The organism is Arthrobacter sp. UCD-GKA (genome assembly GCF_001863355.1).
GTDB lineage: Bacteria > Actinomycetota > Actinomycetes > Actinomycetales > Micrococcaceae > Paeniglutamicibacter.
Genome location: NZ_MOLR01000008.1, coordinates 207,452 through 233,475, shown reverse-complemented (window position 1 = coordinate 233,475; position 26,024 = coordinate 207,452). Strand labels below are relative to the sequence as shown.

Here is a 26,024-nt window from a genome sequence, read left to right as displayed (position 1 = left end):
AGCCCGCCACTTCCCGCAGCGCACCGTTTCCGGGCTCTCGCGGTTTCGGGAATCGCCCGGCCGACTTAAAACAGTGAAGCCCCGGCACCCGGGAATCCAAAGTGATTCCGGGTGCCGGGGCCCACCCCCAGGCTGCGGCCCAGCTGCGAGGCAGCCAAGCCGAAACAAGGATGCTTAGGACAGCGCGGCGATTGCTGCGTCGTAGTTCGGCTCGGTGGTGATTTCGGGAACCACCTCGTGGTGCAGGACCACGCCGTTCTCATCGAGGACCACGACGGCGCGGGCCAGCAGGCCGCGCAGCGGGCCGTCGGCCTGGGTCAGGCCGAATTCCGCGCCGAAGTCGGAGCGGAAGCTCGAAGCCGGAACAACGTTCTCGAGGCCTTCGGCACCGCAGAAGCGGCCCAGGGCGAACGGCAGGTCGGCCGAGGCGCACACAACGGCGGTGTTCTCCAGGCCGGCGGCCAGTTCGTTGAACTTGCGGACCGAGGAGGCGCAGACACCGGTGTCGATCGACGGGAAGACGTTGAGCACGACGCGCTTGCCGCGCAGCTCGCTGCTGTTTACGTCGCCGAGGTCGGCGCCGGTGAAAGCAAAGTCGGGAGCGGTTGCGCCAACGGCGGGCAGCTCGCCAACGGTTTGGACAGGGGTACCTTTGAGTGCAGTAATAGCCATGCTCCTTGTTTATCACGAGCGCGAGGTGCATCACTAAAAAATTCGCTGGCGGCGTCCGACATCAAGTCAGCCGCGTAATATCCGGCTCGTTGGGCAAATGCCGGTCACGGATCGCAGGGCGAGGACCCGGCCCCAATGCGATGACGGCCAACTCGTCGCCAACCAGGCCACAAATGATGCAGTATTCCCCAGCCCTGTATCGCCACAGGCCGGCCAAGGAGCCGGGGAGTCCCTTGCCCCGGGAACGGGGTCCGCCAGGGCGGAGCCCTCTTCCAGGCCAGCGTCATTCGCCTCGCCGAGGGCTTGTCCGGCTTTCGCAGCCCTTGCGCAACGCGTTGCGAGAACCCAATCATCCGGGCGAAGATCACGCGTCAATTCTTCTTGGCTGACGGACAGCTCGCGACCGGCAAGTATGTCTGGGGGCAACCGGGCGATGCCATGCTCGCGCCCCAGGCGGGGCAGCCCGGATTCGACGAGCTCTCGCAAGCAGAAGGCCTTCGAACGATTGGTTTGGGCGGCGAGGCGCTCCAAACGGGCTTCGGTCTCCTCGTCCAGTCGAACCGACGAAACGATGCTCCCCTACATGGAAACGATGATTGCACGTAATCAGATCAGTGATCTCTTCACTGGAAGATCCACGGAACAGGTGCTTCCGGCGGTTGGAATCTCATGGCACCTCGGCTTTCGTCATGGTGTTCCGCAGTCAGGCCGTCATCAGGATGGCGCCGCTGCGGGCTTAGAGGGCCAAGCCGCCAATCCGCCCGGCCCGGAACACCGGCAAACACTCCGGGCCCTGGTCAAGCTTGAATTTCACCGGCCCCGGGTGTTTCTTGGGGCAGCTGGCGAAGGCCCACGCCGGCCAGGTAGCCAACAATGATGCCGTTGAACATGTCGTCAGGCGTCTCGGGTTCGTTCCCTCCAGAGAATGCGCTGGCGAGCCGCGGGTAATTGCCTGACCGAACCGCTTCGGAAAGATATTCCACTCGATCGCTCGCTGCGCCGTTGGCCGCCCCCGAATTTCCGGGTTGGGACAGCTCGTTTTGCACGAATGCGGAGGTGAGCGCAGTCAGCATGGCCACGGTTTGAAGTTTGGAGGGGCCGGGCAAGTCGATCGACTCCATGGCGGTCAGGGCGCTTTCCAGGTACCGGAGGGTGCTGGGTCCCATTGACGGCCTGGTCAGCAGCAGCGCGGCCAGCCACGGGTGCCGGTGCATGATGCTCCGGCCTTGCCGGGCCAGGGCCAGCAGCTGGTCCCTCGGTGTTTCGCCGGAAGGACCAAGGTCGTATTCACCACTCACGGTGTCGACCATGAGTTCGATGAGCTCGTCATGGGATCGCAGGTACCTGTAGAGGGACGCGGGGCCGGTCCCCATGTCCCTGGCCACTCGCYGGACAGACACCGCCGCCAATCCGTCCCGGTCGGCGATGTCGATGGCCGCGGCGGCAATCTGCCCACGGGAGTGTTGCGGTTTCGGCCCGACGCCGGAACGCTCCGGCCTCCGCCAAATATCAATGGGGTCGCGAGCAGTCATTCTTGGTCCGCCTTTCCTTCGGTCACCGGCGTTGGGTCCTGCAACCATTTCACTATATCCTTGATTGCGAACAGTGTTCGCAATCAATAGGAATGAGGATCCCCATGCGCGTACTCATGGTCACCCCCGGCACCCGGGGCGATGTCGCCCCGATGGCAGGACTCGGCAGCAGGCTCCAGTCCGCCGGGTTCGACGTCGCAATCGCGGCCAACGCCGCCCATGCCCCGTTGATCACCGCGGTCGGGTGCGACCATCGCGAACTGCCCGGAGACATGAGCCGCCTGGTCAATCCTGCGGCCCCCGGAAAAAGGGCGTCTGCCACGGACCTGTTCCGATACATGCGCGAGCTCGGTGAATACATGGAGCTTGCCGCGGTCGGTACGGTGGCCGCAGCTGAGCGCGGTGCCGACGTGATACTGGCCAATTCGGTCGCGCCCTATGCCTACGACGTAGCCGAGGCCCTGGGCATCCCCGCCATTGGCGCACACCTGCAGCCGATCGAACCCAGCTCCGACTACCCGCCCGTGGCATTGGGGAGCGCCCGCAGCCTGGGCCCGGTCGGAAACAAGCTGCTTGGCTCTCTGGTGTCCGCCGGCAGGGCGCCCTACGACCTCCCGAGCGCACGCATCCGGCAGTCCCTCGGGCTGGCGAAAAAATCACGGGCCGGCAGCGAACGGCTCCGCCGAAAAACCAACCGTCCCGTACTCCACGGATTCAGTCCCACCGTGTTTCCGGCACCGTTGGACTGGCGATCAGGACTCGTGGTGACCGGATACTGGTGGCCGGAAACCGATCCAGGTTGGCGCCCGTCCACCGAGCTGCTCGAATTCCTCGCCGACGGACCGCCCCCGGTCTTCATCGGTTTTGGCAGCAGCGAGGCCATGGACGCCGAATTCATGCTCGACACGATTCGCCGCGCCGGCGTCCGAGCGGTGTTGCAGGGTGCGGAAGGCATCACCGGTCCCAATGCTCTTGGCGTCGGAGCCGTTCCCCACGAATGGCTGTTCCCGCAGATGGCGGCGGTGGTCCACCACGCCGGAGCGGGGACCACAGCGGCCGGGTTGCGCGCCGGGATCCCAACCGTCAGTGTCCCGATCTACACCGACCAACCGTTCTGGGCCGCCCGGATCACGTCCCTCGGTGCAGGCCCCCAATCGGTTCCCTACAAACACCTCACCACCGAACGGCTGGCCACCGCCATCAAGCAGGCCACCACAACCCCGGCCTATGCCGCCAAGGCACGCCAAGTCGCCGCGGCGCTCGCAACGGAAGACGGAACTGCTCCGGTGGTTTCCGCGCTTCGCGATGCCGCTCGGCGGATGTAGTCCATACGGAAAACGACCGCGCCGTTGGATTCCGCCGGCACCCGTTCCAACCACCACCATGGATACTGCTGGTGATCCTCCGACCCGCCGGCAACCAAAAGCGGGAGTTGCACCGACAATGCACACCTATCCCGGGAGTTTGTCCGCGACCAGCTTCCCGGCCCGGAACACCGGGCCCGAAAGGTTCATCCCCGGCCGGTAGGCCAGGTGTGCCACCGAGGGGGCGTTGAGCAGCTGGATGTCCGCGCGCTTGCCCACTTCCAGGGTGCCGACCTCATCCTGCACGCCCAGGGCGAGCGCCCCGCCGTAGGTCGCGGCGATGACCGCTTCCTCGATGCTCAGCTTCATCTGCAACACGGCCGTGGCAACGCAGAAAGACATCGAGGAGGTGTAGGAGGTGCCCGGGTTGCAGTTCGAGGCCAGGGCAATCTGCACGCCCGCGTCGATCAATTCACGACCCGGGGCCAAAGGCTGGCGGGTCGAGAGGTCGCAGGCCGGCAGGCACGTTGCCACCGTCCCGGCGACACCGCTGCGGGTGGCAGGATCCCAGCGGCTCCAGGAACCGGCCAGTGCCGCCACATCCGCTGCATCCAGGTAGTTCACGTGGTCCACGCTGGCCGCGCCGAATTCCACGGCCAGTTGCACCCCGGGGCCGGGGCCCAGCTGGTTCCCGTGCACGCGCAATCCCAGCCCGGCATCCCGGGCGGCAGTGAGCACCTGGCGGGACTGGGCCTCGTTGAAGGCCCCGCGTTCGCAGAAGACGTCGGCGAACTGGACGTAGGGGGCCACCCGCTCGAGCATCTCCCCGCAGACCAGGTCCGTGTATTCCTGGGCGTCCATGTCGGCCGGAACCAGGTGGGCACCCAGGAACGTCACCTTGTCCACCACGGTGGAGGCGATGCGGGCGTGCCGCGTTTCCTCCTCCACGTTGAGCCCGTAGCCGGTCTTGGTTTCCAGGTAGGTGGTTCCCCCGGCCAGGGCCTCGGCGGCGCGGCCCATGACCAGGCGGGTGAGGTCGTAGTCGGATGCCGCCCGCGTGGCGGCGGTGGTCACCGCGATGCCGCCGGCGGCGTAGTCCTGCCCGGCCATGCGGGCCACGAATTCGCGGCTGCGGTCCCCTGCGAAGACCAGGTGGCTGTGCGAGTCGACCCAGCCCGGCAGCGCGGCCCGGTATCCGGCGTCGATGACGGTGTCGGCCGCCGGGGCGTCGGACGCCTTCCCGATCCAGGCGATCTTCTCCGCGTCGATGAGGATCGCCGCGTTCTCGATGAGCGTGGCGGCGGCATTGGAGGTGAAGGCCTCGGACAGGTTGGTGATCAGCGTGGTGCTCATGAAAACTCCCGGTGGTCGGTGAAAAAGGCTGCGTAGAGGTCGGCCGGGTCCCCCAGCCTGGTGTGGATGCCGTCGCGGGCCACCAGCCGGCCGTTGATGTGGACCTCGACGATGTCCGCGGCGGTGGCGGTCAGCGGGAGCTGGGCGGTGCGCGACCCGGCGGTGCGCACGCTGTCGGTGCGCACTTCCAGGTAGTCGTCATTCTTCCCCAGGCCCAGCGAGCGCAGGCCTCCCTCTCGGGCGGCGGCGGAGAGCTCCGCGGGCGAGAAACGCCCGCGCTGACCGGTGCGCAGCCGCTCGCCGTGCTCCAGGGCGCGCTGCTCCAGGTAGGGGTCCAGCACCGCGTGCTGGTCGCTGCCCAGGGCGATGACCGCCCCGGCGTCTGCCAGTTCGCGGGCCGGGCCGATCCCGTCGCCCAGGTCCGCCTCGGTGCTCGGGCACATGACGATGCCGGCGCGCGCCGCTCCGAGCGCGGCGATGTCCGCCTTGGACAGGTGCGTGGCGTGCACGGCCGAGAGCCGCGCCGCCAGCAGGCCGGAGCGTTCCAGCAGCCCGGTGGGGCTCAGCCCGTAGGCCGCCTGGCAGGACGCGTTCTCCGCCGGCTGCTCGGAAAGATGCACGTGCAGCGGCAGCGCGGGATCCAGCCCCGCGGCAATCCGTTCCAGGGCCGCCGGCGGGACGGCGCGCACCGAGTGGATGGCAGCGCCCAGGGACACCAGCCCCTCGCCCGCGTCGATGCCGGCCAAGGCTGCGGCCAGCGACCCGTGGCGTTCCAGCCAGCCTGCGACATCCCCATCGGAGAAGCGTTCCTGGGTCTGGTTGAGCCCCAGCACGGCGCCGGAGGCATCCAGCCCGCCCTGCAGGTAGCAGGTGTCCAGCAGCACCAGGCGGATCCCGGCGGCCTTCGCGGCGCGGGCCAGCGCGAGCTCCATGCCGTGCTCGGCCTCCCCCGTGTAGGGGGCGCCGCCCACGTCGTGGTGCAGGTAGTGGAATTCGCCCACGGCGCTCCATCCGGATACCACCATCTCGGCGTACACCGCGGTGGCCAGCTGCTGGTAGCCGGCCGGGGTGAGCCCGGCAGCGGCCTCGTACATCTGCTCGCGCCAGGTCCAGAAGTTCCCGGCCCCGCCGTCGGCACCCTGGTGGGTGCGCCCGCGCAGGATCCGGTGGAAGGCGTGCGAGTGCGCATTCACCGGGGCCGGGACCCGGGTGGTTTCCCGGCTCACAGCAGGTCTTCCAGGGCGTCGGCCAGCGCCAGCACGCCCGCGGCGGCGTCGTCGTCCTCGACATGTTCCTCCGGGGAGTGGCTGATGCCCGAGGGGTTGCGCACGTAGAGCATTCCCGAGGGGACCACAGCGGCAAGCACCCCGGCGTCGTGCCCGGCGCCGGTGGGCAGCAGCGGGGCGTCGGGCACCAGGCGGCGCACCGAGTTGGCCAGCGAGCGGGCCAACCCCGAGTCGAAGTGCACGGTGTTGGAGAAGGATTCCTCGGTCAATTGCACGCTGCAGCCCTCGAAGGCGGCCAGCTTCTGCGCCTGCCCATGGATCTTTTCCACCAGCATCGCGGTCACGGCGTCATCCGGGTGGCGCACGTCCAGCCACATATCCACGCGGGAGGCGATCACGTTGGTGCCCCCGGGCACCGGCTCGAGCCGGCCCACGGTGGCCCGGGCGTTGTCCTGCGCCGCGGCGACCTGCCGGAGAGCGACGATGGTCTGGGCCGCGGCGATCATCGGGTCGGAGCGGTCGGCCATCAGCGTGGTTCCGGCGTGGTTGCCCTGGCCGGAGAAGGACAGCTTCCAGCGGCCGTGGCCCAGGATGGTGTCGCCCACCGCGACGGCCGGGCCGCGCCCGGCGTGATCGGTGTGTGCCTCGGAGTTCAGGCCCTTGCCCTGCTCCACGTGGAGTTCGATGAAGTCCCCGATGCGGGCCAGCGCCGCGTCGTCCCGTCCCATGCGGGCAGGATCCAGTCCGTGGGCGGAGGCCACGTCGGCGAACGTATTGCCGGCTTCGTCGCGCAGGTTCAGCGCGCGGGCCGGGTCGATGGCGCCGGTGAGCAGCCGCGAGCCCAGGCAGGCCACGCCGAAGCGCGAGCCTTCCTCCTCGGGGAACACCGTGATGGCCAGGGCGCGGTTGCGCACCAGGGAGCCGGCCCGCTCGCGATTGGCGAGCTCGTCGTAGGCGGCAAGCGCGCTGGCCACGCCCAGCGGGCCGTCGAATGCCCCGCCGCCGGGCACCGAATCCAGGTGCGACCCGGTGACCAATGCGCCGCGGCGCGAGGCCTCGTCCCTGGCCGATCCGGGCATGTCCCACCAGGCCCAGATGATGCCGTTGGCGTCGGTGAAGACCTCCAGGGACCGGGCGGTGGCCTCGGCGATGAACCATTCGCGCAGCGTGGTTTCGGCGGCCGAATACACGGGGCGCGAATAACCGCCGCGCTTGGCGTCGCGGCCGATGTCTTCGATTGCCGCCAGCAAGGAATTTACGGTGCTCACAGGGTGTGTCATCTCTTTCGGCTATGGCCCGGGGGCCGGGAGGGTGGTGCGGCCGGGTGTGGGCAATCTTGCCCGCACCCCAAGGACGGATCGGGCTATTCGGACATCGGGATGCGCACGCCGCGCTCTTGCGCGACCTCGATGGCGCGCTCGTAGCCGGCGTCCACGTGGCGGATGACTCCCATGCCCGGGTCATTGGTCAGCAGTGCCTCGAGCTTGGCCGCGGCCAGCTCGGTGCCGTCGGCCAGCGAGACCTGTCCGGCGTGGATGGAACGGCCGATGCCGACCCCTCCCCCGTGGTGGATTGAGACCCAGGTGGCACCGGAGGCGGTGGCGGTCAGCGCGTTGAGCAGCGGCCAGTCGGCAATCGCGTCCGATCCGTCCAACATGCTCTCGGTCTCGCGGTACGGGGATGCCACCGAGCCGGAGTCGAGGTGGTCGCGGCCGATCACGATCGGCGCGGAGACCTTGCCCTCGGCCACCAGCCGGTTGAACAGCAGGCCGGCCTTCTGGCGTTCGCCGTAGCCCAGCCAGCAGATGCGTGCCGGCAGGCCTTCGAACTCGACGTGCTCGGCGGCAGCATCCAGCCAGCGGTGCAGGTGATCGTTTTCGGGGAAGAGTTCCTTCAGCGCCTCGTCGGTGACGCGGATGTCTTCCGGGTCGCCGGAAAGTGCCACCCAGCGGAACGGGCCCAGGCCCTCGCAGAAGAGCGGGCGGATGTAGGCCGGGACGAAGCCCGGGAACTCGAAGGCGCGCTCGAATCCGCCCTGGCGTGCCTCGTCGCGGATGGAGTTGCCGTAGTCGAAGACCTCGGCGCCGATGTCCTGGAAGCCGACCATGGCCTCGACGTGCAGGGCCATGGAGGCCTGGGCCTTCTTGGTGAAGCCGGCCTCGTCGGCCTTGGCCTCGGCATCCCACTGCTCGATGGTGTATTCAATCGGCAGGTAGCTCAAGGGATCGTGTGCGGAAGTCTGGTCGGTGACGATGTCGAAGGAGACCGTCCCGGCCTGCTGGCGGCGCAGCAGCTCCGGGAACACTTGCGCGGCGTTGCCGACATAGCCCACCGACAGGGCGCGTCCCTCGTTCTTCGCGGCGGTGACCTTGGCGATTGCAGCATCCAGGTCCAGCTCGACGTCGTCCAGGTAGCGCTTGCCCAGGCGGCGGCGCAGGCGTTCTTCGGAAACATCGACGATCAGGCAGGCGCCGCCGTTGAGGGTGACGGCCAGCGGCTGGGCGCCGCCCATGCCGCCGCAGCCGCCGGTCAGGGTCAAGGTGCCGGCCAGGGTGCCGTTGAAGCGCTTGGCGCCGATGGCGGCGAAGGTCTCGTAGGTGCCCTGCAGGATGCCCTGGGTGCCGATGTAGATCCAGGAGCCGGCGGTCATCTGCCCGTACATCATCAGGCCCTCGGCCTCGAGCTTGCGGAACTCGGGCCAGGTGGCCCAGTCGCCGACCAGGTTGGAGTTGGCGATCAGCACGCGCGGGGCCCACTTGTTGGTGCGGAAGACTCCGACCGGCTTGCCGGACTGGACCAGCAGGGTCTCATCCTCTTCCAGGTCGGTCAGGGTCTTGATGATCGCGTCGTAGGCTTCCCAAGAGCGGGCGGCGCGGCCGGTGCCGCCGTAGACGACCAGGTCCTCGGGGCGCTCGGCGACCTCCGGGTCCAGGTTGTTCATGAGCATGCGCAGCGGGGCCTCGGTCTGCCAACTCTTGGCGGTCAGCTTGGTGCCGCGGGGGGCACGGATGACGCGGGAGGGATCATGTTGGGTGAAGCTCATGGCTGGTTCTCCTGTTGGTATGCGGTCAACACGTTGTGGGCCTCGGCGGCGACGAGTTCGCCGATGGTCCTGATCTTTTCGGGGTTCATGCGGTAGCTGGGGGCCACGACGCTCAGCGCCGCAATCACCCGGGTCCCGGTGGTGGTTCCGTCCGGAGCGTGCGTCTGGACGGCGATCGGCGCGGCAATGGCGGTGACGTCGGCTTCGACGCCGCGGTCCACCACCACGTACCCGGCCTGGGGGGTCTTGCCCGAGAGCACCGCGCCCGAGGCGCTGCCCTCCATCGGGACGGTTCGCCCGACCCATGAGGAATGGCGCACCGAGTGGGTGCCCTCGCGCATGGCGATGTACAGCCCGTGGTCCCCGCCGGGCCCGTGGTGGGCCTGGACGTTCACGTAGGCCGATTCGCCGGTGGCTTCCACGATCCGATCCAGCGCCGGCTCGGCGAGGGAGATGATCGATTCATGGCTCAGGGCCTGGGCCCCGAGCTGCACGATGCGCAGTCCCGGCCGGTAGGCGCCCTCGTCGTCCTTGCGGACGAAGCCGGTGGATTCCAGCGTGCGAAGCAGGCGCAGCGCGGTGGATGCCGAGAGTTCGGTTCCCCGTGCGGCATCGGCAAGCGTCAGGAAACCGGCGTCGCAGACCGATCCCAGCAGCTGCAGGGCCCGCTCCACGGTGCGGGTTGACGGTTCGGCCACGGTGATCTCCAATGTCGGAATTTGATGGTAAAACTGCCCTGGGGGTTGCCCTTTGGCACTCACTGCGTTTCACTTATTGAAACGTGTATTTCATCCAATGGCAAGCATTCGCCACATTTTGTTCCCGAAAGGACATCCCCATGGCCCCCACCGTCATCGTTTCAACCGGAGCCCTGAACCCGACCGACGTCGTGGATGTGGCCCGCCATCTGGTCCCGGTCGAGCTGTCCAGCGATTCGCTGGCGGCGATGGCCGACTCGCGCGCCGTCATAGATGCACTGGTCACCGACACGGTTCCGCACTACGGGGTGTCCACCGGATTCGGTGCCCTGGCCACCAAGCAGATCCCGATCGAGCTGCGTACCCAGCTGCAGCGCTCGCTGATCCGCTCGCACGCCGCATCCTCCGGCGCCGAGATCGACCGGGAAATCGTGCGCGGGCTGATGCTCAACCGCCTCTCCACCATGGCCACCGGGCGCACCGGGGTGCGCCCGGTGGTGGCGCAGACCTATGCGGCGCTGCTGAACGCGGCCATCACCCCGGTCATCGGGGAATACGGGTCGCTCGGTTGTTCCGGGGACCTGGCACCGCTGTCCCATTGCGCACTGGCCGTGATGGGCGAGGGCAAGGTCCGCAATGCCGACGGAGTTCTGCTCGACGCCGCGCAGGCAATGGCTGCGGAAGGCATCGAGCCTGTCGTGCTGGCCGAAAAGGAAGGCCTGGCCCTGATCAACGGCACCGACGGCATGCTGGGCATGCTGTTGATGGCGGCAGCCGACCTGCGCCGCCTGGCCTCGATCGCCGACATTTCCGCGGCCATGAGCGTCGAGGGCCTGCTGGGCACCGATGCCGTCTTCGCCGCCGACCTGCACGCCCTGCGCCCGCACCCGGGCCAGCGCGACGCCGCTGCGAACATCCGCACCGTGCTTGCCGATTCAACGTTGATTGCCGAGCAAAAGGCCGGAGCCCACAAGTTCACCCGCGTGCAGGACGCCTACTCGCTGCGTTGCGCGCCCCAGGTCCACGGCGCGGTGCGCGCGACACTGGCCCACGCCGAATCGGTCGCCGCCATCGAACTGGCCTCGGCCATCGACAACCCGGTGGTCACCGTCGACGGCCGGGTCGAGTCCAACGGCAACTTCCACGGCGCCCCTATCGGCTACGTGCTGGACTTCCTGGCCATCGCCGTGGCGGACCTGGCTTCGATCTCCGAACGGCGCACCGACAGGTTCCTGGACACCTCCCGCAACCACGGCCTGAACGCCTTCCTGGCCGACGACCCGGGCGTGGATTCCGGGCACATGATCGCCCAGTACACCGCCGCCGGCATCGTCTCGGAACTCAAGCGCCTGGCCGTCCCGGCCTCCGTGGATTCCATCCCGTCCTCGGCCATGCAGGAGGACCACGTCTCCATGGGCTGGCATGCCGGCCTGAAGCTGCGCCGGGCCATCGACGGCCTGGCCCGCGTGCTGGCCATCGAGCTGCTCACCAGTGCCCGCGCCCTGGACATGCGCGACGGCGGGCTGGAAACGTCCAAGTCCTCCCCGGTCATCACCGCGGTGCGCGAAGCCATCCGCACCAAGGTCCAGGGCCCGGGCACCGACCGCTTCATCTCCCCCGAGATCGAGGCAGTCTTCCAGATGGTGAGCGACGGTTCACTGCTGGCCGCGGCCAACTCGGTGACCGAGACTCCCCTGGCCTGATTCGCCGGGGCCTGCAGCCGGTGGCTGCGCGGTACGACCACCATTCCTACCCCGCAGCCACCGGGCTACAGTGATCCAAAGAGGACGTTGGCCCCACGATCGGGATGCCTCCACCCGGTCATCCGAGGAAGGTCCCATGCCCACACCGCGACTGCAGGTTCTTGCTGACCTGGGCATCCTGGGCCTGGCCGGAAGCTTCCTCGTTTCCGGATGCGCCTCGTCGAACCCCTGCCTTCCCGAACCGATGTCTGCAAGTGCGGCTGCCGTCGAAGCCGGTGCGAGTCTCGTGGTCAGTGCGCCTTCGGCCACCTGCAACCTGGGCTACGGGCCGGAGACGACCTATGGGCTCACCCTGATTTCCGTGGTTCCCCCGGCGTGGCCGCCGGTTTCGATTCGGGTCCCCGTGAACCAGGACGGATCGTTCAGCACCCGGGTCCGGATTCCCAAGGACTTTCCGGCAGGAGATGCCACCGTCCTGGTCACGGGCAGTCCACTTGATGGATGCGGCACCGAAGGATCCTGCGCCGCCTATTCCGTCTCGTTCACCGTGCAGCGGTAACACTGGAGACCCTGCCCACCACCACGGGCCCCGTTTCGTTTCGCAACCCACCAAGCCAGATAATGGTTTCATGCCGCTTTCATCTCTCCTTGGCTTTGCCGGGGTCGCCCTTGTCGTGGTGCTTGCCCCGGGGCCCGACACCTTCCTGACACTTCGCTATGCCCTGAACCGCCCGCGCAACGGGGTCGTCGCCGCGCTGGGAATGATGGTTTCCATCATGGGCTGGGCAGCGCTTGCGGGACTCGGAGTGGCAGCACTGCTGCAGACCTACCCGGCAATCCACCAGGCAATCGCCATCGTCGGCGGCCTCTATCTGCTTTATCTTGGACTCGGCTCCCTGGTCAAGGCACGCTTCCTGGCCGGGGCATCGGCGGCGACGGCCCGCACCGCCACCCGCTCCGCGGCCGCCGCCGAAACCGAATTCAGCATCCTGCAATCCCTGCGCGCCGGGATGCTGTCCTCGGCGCTGAACCCGAAGCTTGGCCTGCTTTTCCTGGCTCTGATGCCGCCGTTCATCCCCGTCGGGTCCAACATGCTTGGTTCCGCACTGTTGCTCGGTGCGGTGTTTGCGCTCATGGGCGGCGCCTACATGATGATGCTGGCGGCGATCGCCGCCCGCGCCATGGCCTGGTTCAAGAGCCCGACCGTGGGCATCTGGCTCGAGCGGGTCTCGTCCGCGGCCCTGGCCGTCATGGGCGTCGTGGTGCTCATCGGGGCCTTCCTCTAGCCCCGTTAGACTTCTTACCATGACTACCACGAACCGCGCTCTGGCCACCGGCACCGTCTTGCACCTTGCCGATTCCGCCAAGAGGAAATGGGCACACGGCGAGGTGCGGGAAATCGTTGCCGGAAGGCTGGGCCCGGATGCGGGCTTGCTGCCCGCCGAGGGCAATAGCTGGGATTGGCGCCTGAGCGTTGCTTCCATCGAGCGTGCCGGGGAGTTCACCCCCTACGACGGGTTCGACCGCACGCTCACGGTGGTCGCCGGGGAACTGCTCGAGTTGACCGTCGACGGAACCGCCCAAGCGGTGGAGGCGCTGCGGCCCTTGAGGTTCTCCGGCGGCAGCGCGGTCACCGCCGCGCTGCCCACCGGCGAGGTGCTGGCGCTGAACTTGATCACCCGGGCCGGAGCGGTGCGGGGCAGTGTGCGCATCGTGGAGCTGTCCAAGAAGCGCGAGCAGCACCTGTTCGGCGCCCAGTTCGGTGTGTTGCTGCAGGGCCAGGCCGTCGTGCGGCACGCCGACACCGAAGGGCCACTTCAATTGCGTGACACCGTCATTGGCGGCGAAGAAGACTCCCCGCGCATTTCCGGCCGGGGCTTCATGGCCGTGGTCTCCCTGGACCTCCCGTAACTCGCGGCGCCGGCAGCGGCGACGTTGCCCGGGACCGACGACCCACCCCGCCCGGGCTTTCGACTACTTGGTGAGACCCGGTGAGACCGGGACGAACCCGACGGCGTTCTTGCGGTGGATCTTCACCGGCGAGCGCGAAAAGCCCTTGGCGTCCATGTTGTTCCCCAGCCGGAAATCTGCCAGGGCCGCGTCATAGAGCTCGTTCATCCTCCGGCCGCTGACCTCTTCCTGGGTCCCGTCGGCGAAGGTGACCATCAGGGTCATCTTTTCGGGAAAGTGCCGGTTCATCCGAACGAATCCTTCGGCGTCCTGCTTGAGGTTGATCATGTGCTTCCTTCAGTCGATCACGGGTGTCCCCCAAGTCTTCACCATGCCCCGCCGATTTCTGCCACGCCGTGCAATGCGGCGGCAAGTTTTTCAAGCCGGCCCTTCAGGCCGGGTGCGCAGCCAACGCCTCGCACATGATCTGCGAATACCTCCGAGGTTCGTTGCAACCTCACGGCCACCGCTTCGACTCCAGGGAATCCGACGGAGACCCTGCAGGCAACCGGCCGCATCTCCTATGGCGGCATCACCATCGGCCGCGCCCGCCCGGTCCGCTGAACGGCACGGGAAAACACCCCGCGATCGGTCCCTGTCTGGAACGGGCAGGAACCCCTGGGCCAGGCCGTTGCATCCATCCGGTCCCGGGGTCTACATTTAGAGAACGCATAGTTCTCTAACACGTTCCGGTTCCGGCCGTGCGGCGCAGAACCATTTCCCCAGGAGAAAACATGGGCTCCACGACGGATTCCCGCCCCGTGGCCGTTGCACCGCTGGCCGGGTTCGGCTCGGCAGACCTCCCCGCGGTTGGCGGCAAGGCGGCAAACCTCGGCGAGCTGATGCGCGCGGGGCTGCCCGTGCCCGACGGATTCGTTCTCACCACAGACGCCTATGCGCAGGCCGCGCAGCTCGCCGGGCTGCAGGCGCTCTTCACGGACCCGGGCACCACACCGGCGGCCCTGCGCGAGGCAATCCTGTCCACCGGGATGCCCAAGGACATCGGCCAGGCGGTCACGGCCGCCTACCGCCGGCTCGGGGACAGCTTCCCGGTCGCGGTGCGCTCCAGCGCCACGGCCGAGGACCTTCCCGGGGCCGCCTTCGCCGGCCAGCAGGACACCTACCTCAATGTCGTCGGGGCCGAGGCGGTCCTCGATGCGGTGGGCCGCTGCTGGGCCTCGCTGTTCACCGACCGCGCCGTCGACTACCGGCGCCAGCGCCTGATCAGCCCGGACGAGGTCCGCATCGCCGTGGTGGTTCAGGTGATGGTCGAATCCGACACGGCCGGGGTGATGTTCACCGCGGACCCGCTCAGCGGGGCACGGGACCGGATCCTCATCGACGCCGGCGCAGGACTGGGCGAGGCCGTGGTTTCCGGCCTCGTCACCCCCGACCACTATGTGCTTGAGACCGGCGGGAAGCTGCTGGAATGGAAGCCCGGACGCGGCGAGGTCGCCATCCGCCCGACTGCCGGCGGCGGGGTGGCCCACACGGCGGCGACGCGGGACGCGGCACCGGCCGGCGGCACCGACCTGGACGGCGCGTTGCTCACCGCCGAGGAACTGGCGTCCCTGGCCGGGCATGCGCGCACCATCGCCGAGCATTTCGGACGCCCGCAGGACATCGAATGGGCGATCTCCGGCGGCAAGACCTGGATCGTGCAGGCCCGGCCCATGACCGCATTGCCCGTGCCCACCGCACCCCTGGGACGCTTCGGCCGCCTGCAGGGCGCAATCCTGGCCGAGTACTTTCCCGTGCGGCCCTACCCGCTGGACATGACCACGCAGGTCGCCCACGGACCGGCCGAGATGATGCGCGAGATCGCCCACCACTTCGGGCTGGAGGGCGCCTTCACCAACTACCTGCGCGAGCAGGACGGGGTGGTCGTTGCCCTGGTCCCGCCGTCCCCGCGCCCCACCCCGCGCATGCTGCTCACCCCGGCGAAGCTGGCCCGCAAGGCCCGCCGCTTCAAGCCCGCGAACTGGTCAGCCGATCCCCGGCAGGCCGCCTTCCTCGCCGAGGTCGACGCGCTCGAGTCCCTCGAGCTTGCGGCGCTGCCCTGGGCCAAGCTCCTGGATGTGCCGGCCCGGGCCATGGCCACCCAGGATTATTGCCGGGACCTGCGGATCGACTACCTGCCCGGAAGCGGGCTTGCCCTGGCGCGACTGGTCGTGCTCACCACCGTGCTGGGCCGCCGCACGCTCGTCGCCGACCTGCTCGGCGGCGCAAGGACCCGCACCGAGGATTCCAACCAGGCCTTGGCCAGGCTTGCCGACGAGCTGCGGGCCGACCCGCAGCTGCGTGGGGCACTCACCGGACTCGACGCGGAACAGGTTTCCCTCGCGCTGTCGCGGGATCCGCGGCTCTCCGGATTCGCCGCCCGGCTGGAAGCGTTCCTGTCCGAGTTCGGCCGCCGCGAAACCACCTCCCCGTTGCTGGTCAGCCCGCCGACCCTGGCCGAGTCCCCGCAGATCGTGCTGGGCATGGCACTGTCCCTGGCCGGCGCCCCGGTCGCGGACGCCGCAGCGGATTCGCGCTCCGCCACCGCCCTGGAGAAGCTGCTGGAACACCGGCTGCTGCGCGGCCCGCGCCTGGCCAAACTCGCCCGCGCCTGGGTCCAGGCCGCCCGGGAAGCGGTGGCCTTCCGCGAGGACACCCACTTTTACTTCACCGCCGCGCTGCCGGTGCTGCGCCGCTCACTGCTGCAGATCGGGGCCCGGCTGCAGGCAGCCGGGGTGCTGCACGAACCGGAGGAGGTCTTCCACCTGCGCTGGGAGGAACTCACCGGGATCTTCGACGCCGCGGCCATCCCCGCCGGGCAGGCCGAGCGGCTGCGTGCCGCCGTGAGGTCGCGCACGGCCAAGCGCGCCGAGCTCGCCGGCGTGCCGATGTTCGACGCTTCGGTGTTCTTCCCCGCCGCGGCCGCCTCGGATGCCGCGGCCGCCTCGGATGCCGTGGCCACCGGCACCCCGGCGGGCTCGGGAACCGCCACCGGCGTGGCCCGGATTATCCGCGACGCCGCCGACTTCGAGCGGCTGGGGCACGGCGAGATCCTGGTGTGCCCCTACACCAACCCGGCCTGGACGCCGCTGTTCCGGCGGGCCGCCGCCGTGGTGGTGGACACCGGCTCCGTGGCCTCGCACGCGGCCATCGTGGCGCGCGAGTACGGGATCCCCGCCGTAATGGGGACCGGAAACGGTACCGCGGTGATCTCCGACGGGGAACAGGTCACCGTGGACGGGACGCGCGGGCGCATCACCCTCGCGGCGCAGGCAGCGGCCACGGCATGAAAACGCAGCCCCCGGACCACCGCACGCTGCCGCGCCGGCACGGCCAGGAACTGGAAGAGGCCATCCTCGTCGCGGCCCTGGCCGAGCTTTCCGAGCACGGCTACCCGGCCTTGACGATGGAGGCGGTCGCCAAGCGGGCCGGTGCCAGCAAGGCCTCGCTGTACCGGAGGTGGCAGACCCGCGCGGCGTTGGTCATGGACGCCGTCTACACGCTGGCACCTTCACCGCAATCCCTGCCCGACACCGGCGCGCTGCGTGGCGACCTGCTCGCGGCCCTCCGCCTGGGCGCTGCCGCGCTGCGGGGCCCGGCCGGGGAGGCAATGCGCGGGATGCTCGCCGAGGCGCTTCCGGATGCCGAACGAAGCAAGGCGCTGCGGGCCCGCTCCCAGGGCAGGAACCGCCAGCTGATGGCCGAGGTGCTGCGCCGCGCGAGCGCACGGGGCCAGGTCCCGGACGGAGCGGTGACCCCCGCCCGGCTGGAGGTCGGGGCCGCATTGCTGCGCAACCACTTCCTCTTTCGCGGGGAACCGCTGGACGAAGGCACGCTCGCGGGCTTCGTGGACGAGGTGCTGTTGCCGCTCTTCGGCACGCTCCCGCACCAGCCGGGCTGAGCCGCCGGTTCCCTGTGGCGGCCCGGATAGGATTGCCCCTTCACCGCCAACCAGGAACGGGGAACGGCAGCCATGGACTACAACGACTTCGAGCTCGTCGCCTTCTGGGTGCTCTGCCTCGCCGCGGCACTGCCGCTGGTGGCCATCGGGACCTACGTGCACGTGCGCCGCGGTGCCAGGGCACTGGACTGGTACATGTTCCTGGGATGCCTCGGTTCGATCGTCTACGGGCTCTTCGCCGGGATGGCCGTCGGGGCGGTGTTCCCGCCGCCCTATGTCCCGGGCCTCTCCGAGGGCAAGGGCCTGGACATGCGCGGAATCTCACTGGTCTTCGGCTCCTGGTTCGGCGGAATCCTCGGTTTCCTCGCCACCCTGGCCACCTTCGCGACCTCCAAGTCCGTCCGCTGGCGCCGGCACCGCCGGGCCGCCCGGTCCGCCCGCGTGCACACGCCAGGCACCGGGCAGGAATAGCGCCCCCGGGCTCAGGCGCGCAACACCCGCTCCTCGATCCGGTCGGGCACCCAACCGCTCCCCTCCCGGACCAGGTTCACCGCCAGCGGCAATTGGTGCGAGGCGCTTTCCACGATGTGCATCAGGTAGCCCGCGGTGTTGGGAAACGCGACCATATCCCCCGGGGCGGCCCCTTGGGGGAACTCGAACCGCCGGCGCAGGATCAGCTCCTCCTCGATGCAGTAGGCCCCCACCAAAAACCCGCTGAACGGCTCGCGGGCCCGCCGCGGCCCGGCCGCGTGCAGCAGGATCGGGTCCAGCAGGAAGTCCGCCGAGGTCGAGCGGCACTGGGTCCTGTTCATGTGCAGGCCCAGCAGCGGGACCCCGTCGCTGCGTTCCTTCCCGAAGGCCACCGCGGCCAGGGTCAGGCCGCACCCGTCCAGCAGTGAACGCCCCGGTTCGCAGCGCAGCTGGAGGTTCCGCGCCACCAGCAGCTGGGCGATGGTTTCCGAGGCTCCGGCGGGCCGGGAGCCCAGGACGGCATCGAGCCACGGTCCGCGGACCAGCTCCTGGTGGTAGGGGTAGACGCCGGTGCCCGGGTTCGTTCCCACGGACCCGAGCGAATCGGCTTTCCAGGTGATGTCCTCGCTGCCGGCGGGCTGGCCGGCGAGCGCCTCCCAAAACGCCGTCCATTGCCCGGAGTCGTCCAGGTAGGACATCGGGATGCCGCCTCCCATGTCGATGAATCCCGGTGCATGCCCCAACCCGGCCAGCGCATCGACGAGCCGGAGGGATTCGGCCAGCACCAGGGCGCGATGTTCGGCGCTGTAGCCGTTGAGGTGGAAGTGGATCCCGGCGACCTCCAGCCCGGAGGTGTCGTGGTGCCCGCCCAGGAACGCGAGCCAGTGATCCGCCCGCAACCCGAAGCGGGTCGGCGGCAGCTGGGGGTTGGCCGAGGCCAGGCGCAGCGCGACCCTGGCCCGCACCCCGCGGGCGGCGGCGACCGCCAGGAGGTCCTCGGCCTCGTCACGGTTGTCCAGGCTCACCACCACGCCGTTGTCCAGGGCCAGTTCCAGCAGCTCGCGGGATTTCACGGCCGCGGTGACGATGACCTGATCGGGGTCCACGCCGCAGCGCAGGGCCTGGTCGAGTTCGTGGAAGCCGGCCACGTCGATCCCGCAGTCCGCAGCCACCGCCGCATCGATGGCGCCGATGGTCTTGTTGGCCTTGCGCGCCAGGTACACCCGGAAATCCACGCGGTGCCCGGCGGCCGCGGCACGCAGCTCGTCGGCGTTGCGCCCCAGCGCGGAGAAGTCGTGGAGGTTCACCGGGGAACCGTAGGCGTCGATCAGCTCCCGGCACCCGGCGGGGTCGGCGAGCAGGGCCTCCATCCAGGGTTCCAGGCGGGCGGTGAGCGGGAGCGTTCCGTGCATCAGGGGTTTCATGTTCGTTCTCCAAGGTGTTGGGGCAGCCGTTGCCTTGCGATGCGTCGGGCCCACCGCACAGGTTCGTCGTGCAGCGAGCGGTTCAGGGTGTCGTGGCCCAGCGTCGGGCCCTCGGTGGGGCGTCCGAGCGCGGCCAGGGATTCGTTGCGGTTGCCGCGTGCATCGAGGCAGGTTCCATCGGTGTCGGTCAACAACCCGGTTTCCCCCGCGCGCACCGTGACCTCCCCGGCGGCCAGCAGGCCCGCCATCACGGGCGAGAAGGCCGCTCCGCCGGGTGCCGGGGCCGCCAAGACACCGGGAGGCGGGGTGAGGGCATCAATGACCAGCGTGTCGGCCGGTTGGTGTGGCGGGAATACGCCTTGTTCCAGCAGTCCGGAGTCGAAGAGCGCCAGCAGCTTCAAGGCCGTGATTTCGGGAGGCCCGAAGGCCAGGCGCTCCAGCGACCTGGCCACGCGCCGGAAGACCCGCGCCTGCGCGGGGTCCCAGCGCACCCGGCAGACCGCGCGGACCAGCTGGGGATACAGCCCCGACCAGACCCTGCCCCAGATCCACTCGGTGCCCGGGACCGTGTGCCCCCGGTTCATCGCGATGCTGCGGCGCAGGTGTTCGGCGGCCGTTTCGGTGCCGCGTCCCGGTTCCGCCCGCCCGGTCAGGGCCGTGCGCCACAGGGCCAGGGGCGTGGCCGGTGCCCCGGAGAGTTGCGCGCATTCCATGGCGCAGGTCAGCAGGACGCCGAAGAGCCCGGTGTATCGGGCGCCGGGCCCGCCCGGGCCGGAGGCGAGGCCGGCGCCCCACGCCAGGACCTGGTCCCGGTACGCGTCCAGGCACCGGTTGATCGTTTCGGGCACCTGCGCGGGCTTGGGTTCCATGGGCAGGTTGCTCAACGATCCCATGGTGATCTTTCCAGGTTCCCGGCCGGCTGGGACATAGCAAAGCGTCGGGCCGCCGGCCCCCTCGATCGGCATCCAGTGCCCGCCGCGGCCCTCGGTCAACATGAGCACCGCATCGTAGGCGGTCAGTGCGGCACCCCGGACCAGGACCGTGCTTCCGGCCGGGACGGCTGCCTCCCCCAGCGCGCCGTAGTCCCCGATGAGTGCCTCCGGGTTGCGCGCGCCGGCAAGCCGGGGCCCGGGGGCCTCGCCGGGCAGTCCGTGGCCGGTCGCCAGCACCACCTCGTCGTAGAACCGTGTCCCGGCGTCGCTGGCCACTTCCCATTGATCCCCGGCGCGTGCCACGCCCGTGACCCGGGCCGGGACGTGGGCCAGCGGGAAGTTGGCGGTTTCGGCCAGGGTCCGGAACCGCTCCTGCAGGTACCTGCCGACCACGGCCCGGGGCGGGTAGGGTTCGGTGCCGTACCGGGGCTCGACCCGGGCCACCCAGGAAGCGAAGGATCCGTCTCCTTCGGCGGATGTGGCGTCAATGATTCCCGCCGCCACGTTCAACCGCACGTGCCTGGGCTGGCCGGCCTGCCAGACCCGCCCGGCACCGGGCGGGTAGGGGTCGAAGACATCGACGACCGGGCCTTCGCTTCCCCCGGGGGAACATCGGTCATTCAGTTCCAGCAGCGCAAACAGGGCCTTGGGCCCTCCCCCGATGAAGGCTATGCGTGTCATCGGGTGCTGGTGCCCTGCACCTGGTCCAGGGTGCTTGGTTCCGGCTCGTGGCCGAGGTTGTTGCGGACCCAGTCGTCGTCATAGACGGTGTGCAGGTACGGCACGCCCGAATCGTGGACCAGGAAGCCGATGCGCGAGCCTTCCCCGAGGCCGGGCATGTGCCGTTCCATGGCCGCCACGATGGCACCGGTGGAGGCGCCTGCCAGGATCCCCTCGCGCTGGGCCAGCTTGCGGCACCCGCGAACCATCTCGATCTCCTCGATCCTGCACACCACGTCGGGGTCCGCCTGCAGGGACAGCTCCGTCACGATGCCGGCGCCCAGCCCCGGGAAGCGCCGCTGGCCTTCCTCGCCGCCGAACAACACCGAACCGACGGCGTCCACGGCCACCAGCGTGGTTTCCGGATGGTGTTGGCGCAGGTACCGTTGGCAGCCCAGGAGCGTGCCGGTGGTGCTGGTGGCCACGAACAGCATGTCCAGCCGCCCGCCCACGGCCTCCATAAACTCGGGCATCGTCGTGTTGAAGTGCGCGTCCGGGTTGGCGGGAGATCCGTATTGGTTGGTGGTCACCGCCCCGGGGATATCGTTCAGCAGCTGCTGGACCCGTTGCCGCCGTGCGGCGAGCTTGTTGCCGTCGGCCGGCGTTGGCACCAGCTCGATCCTGGCCCCGTAGGCGCGCATGATCTCGAGTGCCGAGCGGTTGGCATTCTCGTCGACGACCGCCACGAACCCGATGCCCCGGACCACCGATTGCCGGGCCAGCGCGATGCCGAGGTTCCCGGAGGTCGATTCCACGATCAGGCCCCCGGGTTGAACCCGCCCGGAAGCCATGAGGGATTCAATGAGGCTGTGGGCAGTTCGCTCCTTGGTGCTGCCCGAGAGCTGGAGCAGGTCCAGTTTGGCAAAGACCTCCCTCCCGGAGTCCTCGAAGAGGCGATTGAGCTTGGCCGTCGGGGATTTCATCGGGTTCAGCGTTCCGTCGCTGTACATGTTCGCTCCTTGCATCTGGTTGGACAGATCATCCGGCCCGGTGGCCCTGGAACGGATGGGACCGGGCTGGAGCCGGGGCCATCCGTTGACACGCCCCGGCGTGGGGAACGCCGAAACCGACATCACGGACGTACCCGTGGTGGCCGGTTGCGGCTGTGGCCAGTCTAGGAGCGGGGCAGAGGTTCTGAACAGGAAATATCGACGGAATCGACTTTCCCCGGGAAATTCGCAGGAAGCAGGTGTTCGACGCGGCCGGAGGTTGGCCGGGCACAGGTTCCGGAGGCACCAAGCCGTGTGGTGGGGGCAGTGGCAGGCAAGCCGTCAACGGCTGCGCCGGCGCCCGGCGTGGGAAGATGATGGACATGCCCACAACCATCCCCGCCGAGCACTTGGTCGGAGAGCAATTCCCGTTGCTTTCCCTGCCGTCCACCACAGGGGAAACCATGGGGCCGATGGACTTCGCCACCGGCTCCTTCGTGCTGTTCATCTATCCGCGCACCGGGCGCCCGGACCGTGTGGAACCGCCAGAGTGGTCGCTGGTTCCCGGCGCCAAGGGCTGCACCCCGGAGGCCTGCGAATTCCGCGACCTCGCCGCCGACTTCGCGTCAATCGGCTACCGCGTCCTTGGCCTGTCAAGCCAAGAGACGGACTACCAGCGCGAGGCCGCCGAACGCCTGCACCTGCCCTACCCGCTGCTTTCGGATCCCGGCTTCGTGCTGGCCACCGCGTGCGGCCTGCCGACCTTCGGCTTCGACGGCGAGCTGCTCCACGTCCGCAGCACCTTGGTCGTGCGCGAGCGCCTGATCACCCACGCCTTCCTCGGCATCACCGAAGCGGCGGCGCATCCGCGCGACCTGATCAATCGGCTCCGCACCAGCAGGTAGCCGGCGCCCCCACCGTTCGACCCATGGCATGGCAGGTCCGTACCGGCGCCGGGCTTTCCCGCGAGTGTCTTCAGGCCTGCCACAGGTCACATTCGGAATTCTTACGGATTATTAACCATCCTCGATTCCGCCGACGACACATCGATTCCATCTCGGCCGGTCGCCCCCACACCCCGGAAGGCGCACCGGCGGGACGCCCATGAGGCCCACGTCACCCCACGTCGGAGGACGTTTTTCCGGAATATTGCCCGCATCCCGGGCAGCGTCCGGCCCGGGACAGCCCGGGTCTGCGCCACGGGTGGCAAAATCCGCCGCACGAGACCAACACCTGTCGTACACACGTCGTTCACCTGCCCCACTTACGTTGGCTGGACTTGACGAAGGAAAGGGTGAATCCGCAATGGAAGGTCCTGGGCAGCCGCCCCGGGCCCGACGCGGAGGACGATGTCCACGGTTTTGCCTGATGGCCGCCGTGCTTCTCGCTTGAAGGCGCGCTGCATGCGGGAATCGGGCACGCCGGAGGCGTCCTCCACCACGGGATTCGACCTCTTCCCCCAACAAAGGAGTAGGGCCATGACCGCACGCGCGAACACTACCGGCAAGAAAATCGGCCAGCCAAGCAAGCTCGACCAGCGGGTGGCCACACCCGTGACCGGCAAGACCCCTGAAGCGTCCAAGGCCACTCCCGCCGAATCCGCGGCGCAGACCTCGCCCGGGGCCGCTCCCACGACACGAACCACGGCGGCCAAGACCGTGGCAGCGGCAGCGAAGAAGGCCACGGAATCGTCGGCGTCGCGGACCGGCGCAGCCGCAAAGACAGTAGCCCAGAAGCCGGCGGCAACAAAGGCCGCCAAAGCGGAGCCCAACGCTGCAAGGACCGCGACCACACCGGCAGCCAAGGTTGCCGGCGTGAAGCCGGTAGCGGCCAAGGCCCCCGCAGATAAGCCGGCCACGGCAAGGGCCATGGCACCAGACACGACGTCCTCCGCGACAAGCCCGCCACGGCACCCGCCACGACGTCCTCCGCAAAGACCACCGGKCTGAAGCCCTCGGCAGCCAAGGCCACCGAAGACAAGCCCGCCACGGCACCCGCCACGACGTCCTCCGCAAAGACCACCGGTCTGAAGCCCTCGGCAGCCAAGGCCAGCGAAGACAAGCCCGCCGAGCCCAAGACCACCGAGGCGAAGCCCGCCGCCAAGCTTTCACCGCCCCTTGCCGTGCCCCCGCGAGCGACAACGACCACGAAGCCCGCTACCTCGCCGATCTTCGCCGGCCCGAGCGACGAGGCCAAGAGCACGGAAACCAAGCCCACGGAAACCGCTGCTTCCCCGGGTTCCGCCGCGGCCCTCCCCCGGACCACGACGACCACCGGCGACACCACCACCAAGGCGCCAGCGGTCCCCGGCACCCCGGCTTCTACCTCGGGCCACGCCGCAACACCGGCTGCGACCACGCCTGCCGCGACGGCACCGGCACGAGCTGCCGCCACAGCGTCGATCGACACTGCGGCGCTCACGCCCGAGGCAACGTCCCCGAGCACCAAGCCACAAACCCCTGCCATCGGCACCGCAGAAACCAAGCCGGCAACCCCGGTGGCGGAGCCGATGCCGCGCGCCACCCCTTCCGGTCCGGAGGCCCCCGAGGCCACCGTCGGCACCGACGCGGCCTTCGCCTCCACCGTTCCGTGCCCGACCCTCCCGCACACCCTGCGCAACATCTCCGAGGTCCGCCACTTCTTCCGCACCAACGACGTACCGATCTTCTTCATCGGAGCCACCCCGTTCAACCTGCTGGGCCTGGACCGCTGGGTCCGCAACTTCACCTACGTCAGCTACTACGACGCCTGGGACGGCGCCCACCCACGGGTCTTCACCCCCGCGCACAAGCCCTACCGCGAGTTCGGCTCGGGCGAGGAAATCAACAACTGGCTGCTGCTGAACCCCGAGGTCCGCGCTCGCATGACCAAGGACTTGCGTCCCGGGGTGCGTCCCAAGGTCGCGATGGTCTTCTTCGACACGGAGACCGAGCAGATCTGCGAGGAGCTGGGCTACGACCTGATCCTGCCCTCGGCCGCATTGCGCCACCGGCTCGACTCGAAGATCACCACCACCGTCCTGGGCAACGAGGCCGGGGTGTCCTCGGTGCCCAACGTGCTGGGCACCGGCAGCGACTACAAGACGCTGCGCGCGGCCGCCGATGCCGCCGGGCTCGGCGACGAACTCGTCGTCCAGACACCTTACGGGGACTCGGGCAAGACCACCTTCTTCATCAACTCCGAGGCGGACTGGGAGAAGCACGGCTCCGGGATCGTCGGGGAGGAAATCAAGATCATGCGCCGGATCAACAACCTGCCGGTGGCCGTCGAGGCGGTGCTGACCCGTTCGGGCACCCTGGTCGGCCCGTTCCTCACCGAGCTGGCGGGCCACGCGGATCTGACCCCGTACCCCGGGGGCTGGTGCGGCAACGAGATGCACCCCGACGTCTTCACCGACTCGCAGCGGACCCGGGCCACGGAACTGGTCAAGCGCATGGGCGACCGCCTGGCCAAGGAAGGCTACCGCGGCTTCTTCGAGGTCGACGTGCTGGTGGACACCGATTCCGACGAGGTCTACCTCGGCGAACTGAACCCGCGCATTTCCGGGGCCAGCGCCATCACCAACGTCACCGCAGGCGCCTACGCCGATGTCCCGTTGTTCCTCTTCCACCTACTCGAGTACATGGACGTGGAATTCGAGCTGGACATCGAGGAGATCAACGAGCGCTGGGAAGCGCTCGCCGGGGCCGATGTGTGGAGCCAGATGGTCATCAAGGAAACCTCCGAGACCCTCGAGCTACTCACCGCCACCCCGGCCACCGGCCAGTACCACCTCGACGCCAACGGCGCCCTGGTCTTCGGCCGCGCCGCCATGGACTGGCACATGTTGCAGAACGAGTCCGAGGCGTTCTTCCTGCGCGTCTACGGGCCGGGTGACTACCGCTGGAAGGGCGGGGACCTGGGCATCCTGGTGACCAAGGGGCGACTGCAGGTCGAGCGCAACGGGTCGCGGCAGCTGAGCATCCGCGCCCGGCACTTCATCGACTCCATCCGGGCGGGCTTCGCCGGGCTGCCGCTGGGCGGCGCCGTGCTGGAGCAGGAGATTCGCTCCGACGGCGTCGTCGAGGTGAACGTCCACGCGGACGGCACCGGGATCGGGGTGCAGTCGCGTTGGTAACACCCGTGAATCCGGACGCCGCACACCGGCGGCGTCCCTGATGCCGCAC

At 69.0% G+C, this 26,024-nt stretch carries 22 protein-coding genes; 11 read left to right on the top strand and 11 right to left on the bottom strand.

The window, feature by feature from the left end; all coding sequences use genetic code 11:
* Positions 1-174 precede the first annotated feature (174 nt).
* Positions 175-672 carry a thiol peroxidase gene (tpx, locus tag BLJ79_RS15125; protein WP_071215580.1) on the bottom strand — a complete coding sequence of 166 codons (498 nt, stop codon included), beginning with the start codon at positions 670-672 and terminating at the stop codon, positions 175-177.
* A gap of 797 nt (positions 673-1,469) precedes the next feature.
* Positions 1,470-2,204, bottom strand: a complete 735-nt coding sequence (locus BLJ79_RS15120; protein WP_071215579.1) for a TetR/AcrR family transcriptional regulator C-terminal domain-containing protein — start codon at positions 2,202-2,204, stop codon at positions 1,470-1,472.
* 104 nt (positions 2,205-2,308) lie between these two features.
* Between BLJ79_RS15120 and BLJ79_RS15115 the strand changes: the two genes are divergently transcribed.
* Complete coding sequence (locus tag BLJ79_RS15115) at positions 2,309-3,529, top strand: glycosyltransferase (RefSeq protein ID WP_071215578.1); 1,221 nt, start codon at positions 2,309-2,311, stop codon at positions 3,527-3,529.
* 126 nt (positions 3,530-3,655) lie between these two features.
* On the opposite strand, the gene hutI is transcribed toward BLJ79_RS15115, so the two are convergent.
* From hutI to BLJ79_RS15090, 5 genes are all read right to left on the bottom strand, one after another.
* A complete protein-coding gene (gene hutI / locus BLJ79_RS15110) occupies positions 3,656-4,861 on the bottom strand; it encodes an imidazolonepropionase (protein ID WP_071215577.1) in 1,206 nt (401 codons plus the stop codon).
* The gene (locus BLJ79_RS15105; protein WP_071215576.1) at positions 4,858-6,087 is read right to left on the bottom strand and encodes a formimidoylglutamate deiminase; all 1,230 of its coding nucleotides are present in this window, start codon (positions 6,085-6,087) and stop codon (positions 4,858-4,860) included. The genes hutI and BLJ79_RS15105 overlap by 4 nt, the downstream gene beginning before the upstream one ends.
* Complete coding sequence (locus BLJ79_RS15100; protein WP_286135438.1) at positions 6,084-7,355, bottom strand: allantoate amidohydrolase; 1,272 nt, start codon at positions 7,353-7,355, stop codon at positions 6,084-6,086. The genes BLJ79_RS15105 and BLJ79_RS15100 overlap by 4 nt, the downstream gene beginning before the upstream one ends.
* A 95-nt stretch (positions 7,356-7,450) precedes the next feature.
* Positions 7,451-9,130 carry a urocanate hydratase gene (hutU, locus tag BLJ79_RS15095; RefSeq protein WP_071215574.1) on the bottom strand — a complete coding sequence of 560 codons (1,680 nt, stop codon included), beginning with the start codon at positions 9,128-9,130 and terminating at the stop codon, positions 7,451-7,453.
* Positions 9,127-9,828 (bottom strand): IclR family transcriptional regulator, encoded by a 702-nt coding sequence (locus BLJ79_RS15090; protein WP_071215746.1) that lies wholly within the window; start codon positions 9,826-9,828, stop codon positions 9,127-9,129. The genes hutU and BLJ79_RS15090 overlap by 4 nt, the downstream gene beginning before the upstream one ends.
* A 140-nt stretch (positions 9,829-9,968) precedes the next feature.
* Here BLJ79_RS15090 and hutH point away from each other — a divergent pair, with 140 nt between their 5' ends.
* The 4 genes from hutH to BLJ79_RS15070 all read left to right on the top strand — a co-directional run bounded on the left by hutH (position 9,969) and on the right by BLJ79_RS15070 (position 13,442).
* Positions 9,969-11,531: a histidine ammonia-lyase gene (gene hutH, locus BLJ79_RS15085; protein WP_071215573.1), complete on the top strand. Its 1,563-nt coding sequence runs from the start codon at positions 9,969-9,971 to the stop codon at positions 11,529-11,531.
* 136 nt (positions 11,532-11,667) lie between these two features.
* Entirely contained in the window at positions 11,668-12,090 is a 423-nt protein-coding gene (locus tag BLJ79_RS23395) for a hypothetical protein (RefSeq protein WP_071215572.1), read from the top strand.
* A gap of 70 nt (positions 12,091-12,160) precedes the next feature.
* A complete protein-coding gene (locus BLJ79_RS15075; protein WP_071215571.1) occupies positions 12,161-12,817 on the top strand; it encodes a LysE family translocator in 657 nt (218 codons plus the stop codon).
* Positions 12,818-12,836: 19 nt separating this feature from the next.
* Positions 12,837-13,442: a HutD/Ves family protein gene (locus BLJ79_RS15070; RefSeq protein WP_071215570.1), complete on the top strand. Its 606-nt coding sequence runs from the start codon at positions 12,837-12,839 to the stop codon at positions 13,440-13,442.
* A 63-nt stretch (positions 13,443-13,505) separates the two neighbouring features.
* On the opposite strand, the gene BLJ79_RS15065 is transcribed toward BLJ79_RS15070, so the two are convergent.
* Positions 13,506-13,769: a hypothetical protein gene (locus BLJ79_RS15065; protein ID WP_071215569.1), complete on the bottom strand. Its 264-nt coding sequence runs from the start codon at positions 13,767-13,769 to the stop codon at positions 13,506-13,508.
* A gap of 446 nt (positions 13,770-14,215) precedes the next feature.
* Here BLJ79_RS15065 and BLJ79_RS15060 point away from each other — a divergent pair, with 446 nt between their 5' ends.
* The 3 genes from BLJ79_RS15060 to BLJ79_RS15050 all read left to right on the top strand — a co-directional run bounded on the left by BLJ79_RS15060 (position 14,216) and on the right by BLJ79_RS15050 (position 17,853).
* Positions 14,216-16,771 carry a PEP/pyruvate-binding domain-containing protein gene (locus BLJ79_RS15060; RefSeq protein ID WP_071215568.1) on the top strand — a complete coding sequence of 852 codons (2,556 nt, stop codon included), beginning with the start codon at positions 14,216-14,218 and terminating at the stop codon, positions 16,769-16,771.
* The gene (locus BLJ79_RS15055) at positions 16,768-17,382 is read left to right on the top strand and encodes a TetR/AcrR family transcriptional regulator (RefSeq protein WP_071215567.1); all 615 of its coding nucleotides are present in this window, start codon (positions 16,768-16,770) and stop codon (positions 17,380-17,382) included. The genes BLJ79_RS15060 and BLJ79_RS15055 overlap by 4 nt, the downstream gene beginning before the upstream one ends.
* Before the next feature lie 72 nt (positions 17,383-17,454).
* Positions 17,455-17,853 carry a hypothetical protein gene (locus BLJ79_RS15050; RefSeq protein WP_071215566.1) on the top strand — a complete coding sequence of 133 codons (399 nt, stop codon included), beginning with the start codon at positions 17,455-17,457 and terminating at the stop codon, positions 17,851-17,853.
* Positions 17,854-17,864: 11 nt separating this feature from the next.
* Here the strand turns inward: BLJ79_RS15050 and BLJ79_RS15045 are convergent, their stop codons facing one another.
* From BLJ79_RS15045 to BLJ79_RS15035, 3 genes are read right to left on the bottom strand one after another with little or no spacing between them, the layout of a single operon-like run.
* Complete coding sequence (locus BLJ79_RS15045) at positions 17,865-19,277, bottom strand: alanine racemase (RefSeq protein ID WP_071215565.1); 1,413 nt, start codon at positions 19,275-19,277, stop codon at positions 17,865-17,867.
* Positions 19,274-20,890, bottom strand: coding sequence for an FAD/NAD(P)-binding protein (locus BLJ79_RS15040; RefSeq protein ID WP_071215564.1), 1,617 nt, complete (start codon positions 20,888-20,890; stop codon positions 19,274-19,276). The genes BLJ79_RS15045 and BLJ79_RS15040 overlap by 4 nt, the downstream gene beginning before the upstream one ends.
* Positions 20,887-21,879, bottom strand: coding sequence for a pyridoxal-phosphate dependent enzyme (locus BLJ79_RS15035; protein ID WP_175475492.1), 993 nt, complete (start codon positions 21,877-21,879; stop codon positions 20,887-20,889). Before BLJ79_RS15035 ends, BLJ79_RS15040 begins: the two co-directional genes overlap by 4 nt.
* A gap of 362 nt (positions 21,880-22,241) precedes the next feature.
* On the opposite strand from BLJ79_RS15035, the gene BLJ79_RS15030 reads away from it, so the two are divergent.
* The 3 genes from BLJ79_RS15030 to BLJ79_RS15020 all read left to right on the top strand — a co-directional run bounded on the left by BLJ79_RS15030 (position 22,242) and on the right by BLJ79_RS15020 (position 25,975).
* Complete coding sequence (locus tag BLJ79_RS15030) at positions 22,242-22,763, top strand: peroxiredoxin (protein ID WP_175475491.1); 522 nt, start codon at positions 22,242-22,244, stop codon at positions 22,761-22,763.
* Between the two features lie 573 nt (positions 22,764-23,336).
* A complete protein-coding gene (locus BLJ79_RS22975) occupies positions 23,337-23,807 on the top strand; it encodes a hypothetical protein (protein WP_139194893.1) in 471 nt (156 codons plus the stop codon).
* 173 nt (positions 23,808-23,980) lie between these two features.
* Complete coding sequence (locus tag BLJ79_RS15020) at positions 23,981-25,975, top strand: biotin carboxylase (RefSeq protein WP_286135435.1); 1,995 nt, start codon at positions 23,981-23,983, stop codon at positions 25,973-25,975.
* Positions 25,976-26,024: the final 49 nt, after the last annotated feature.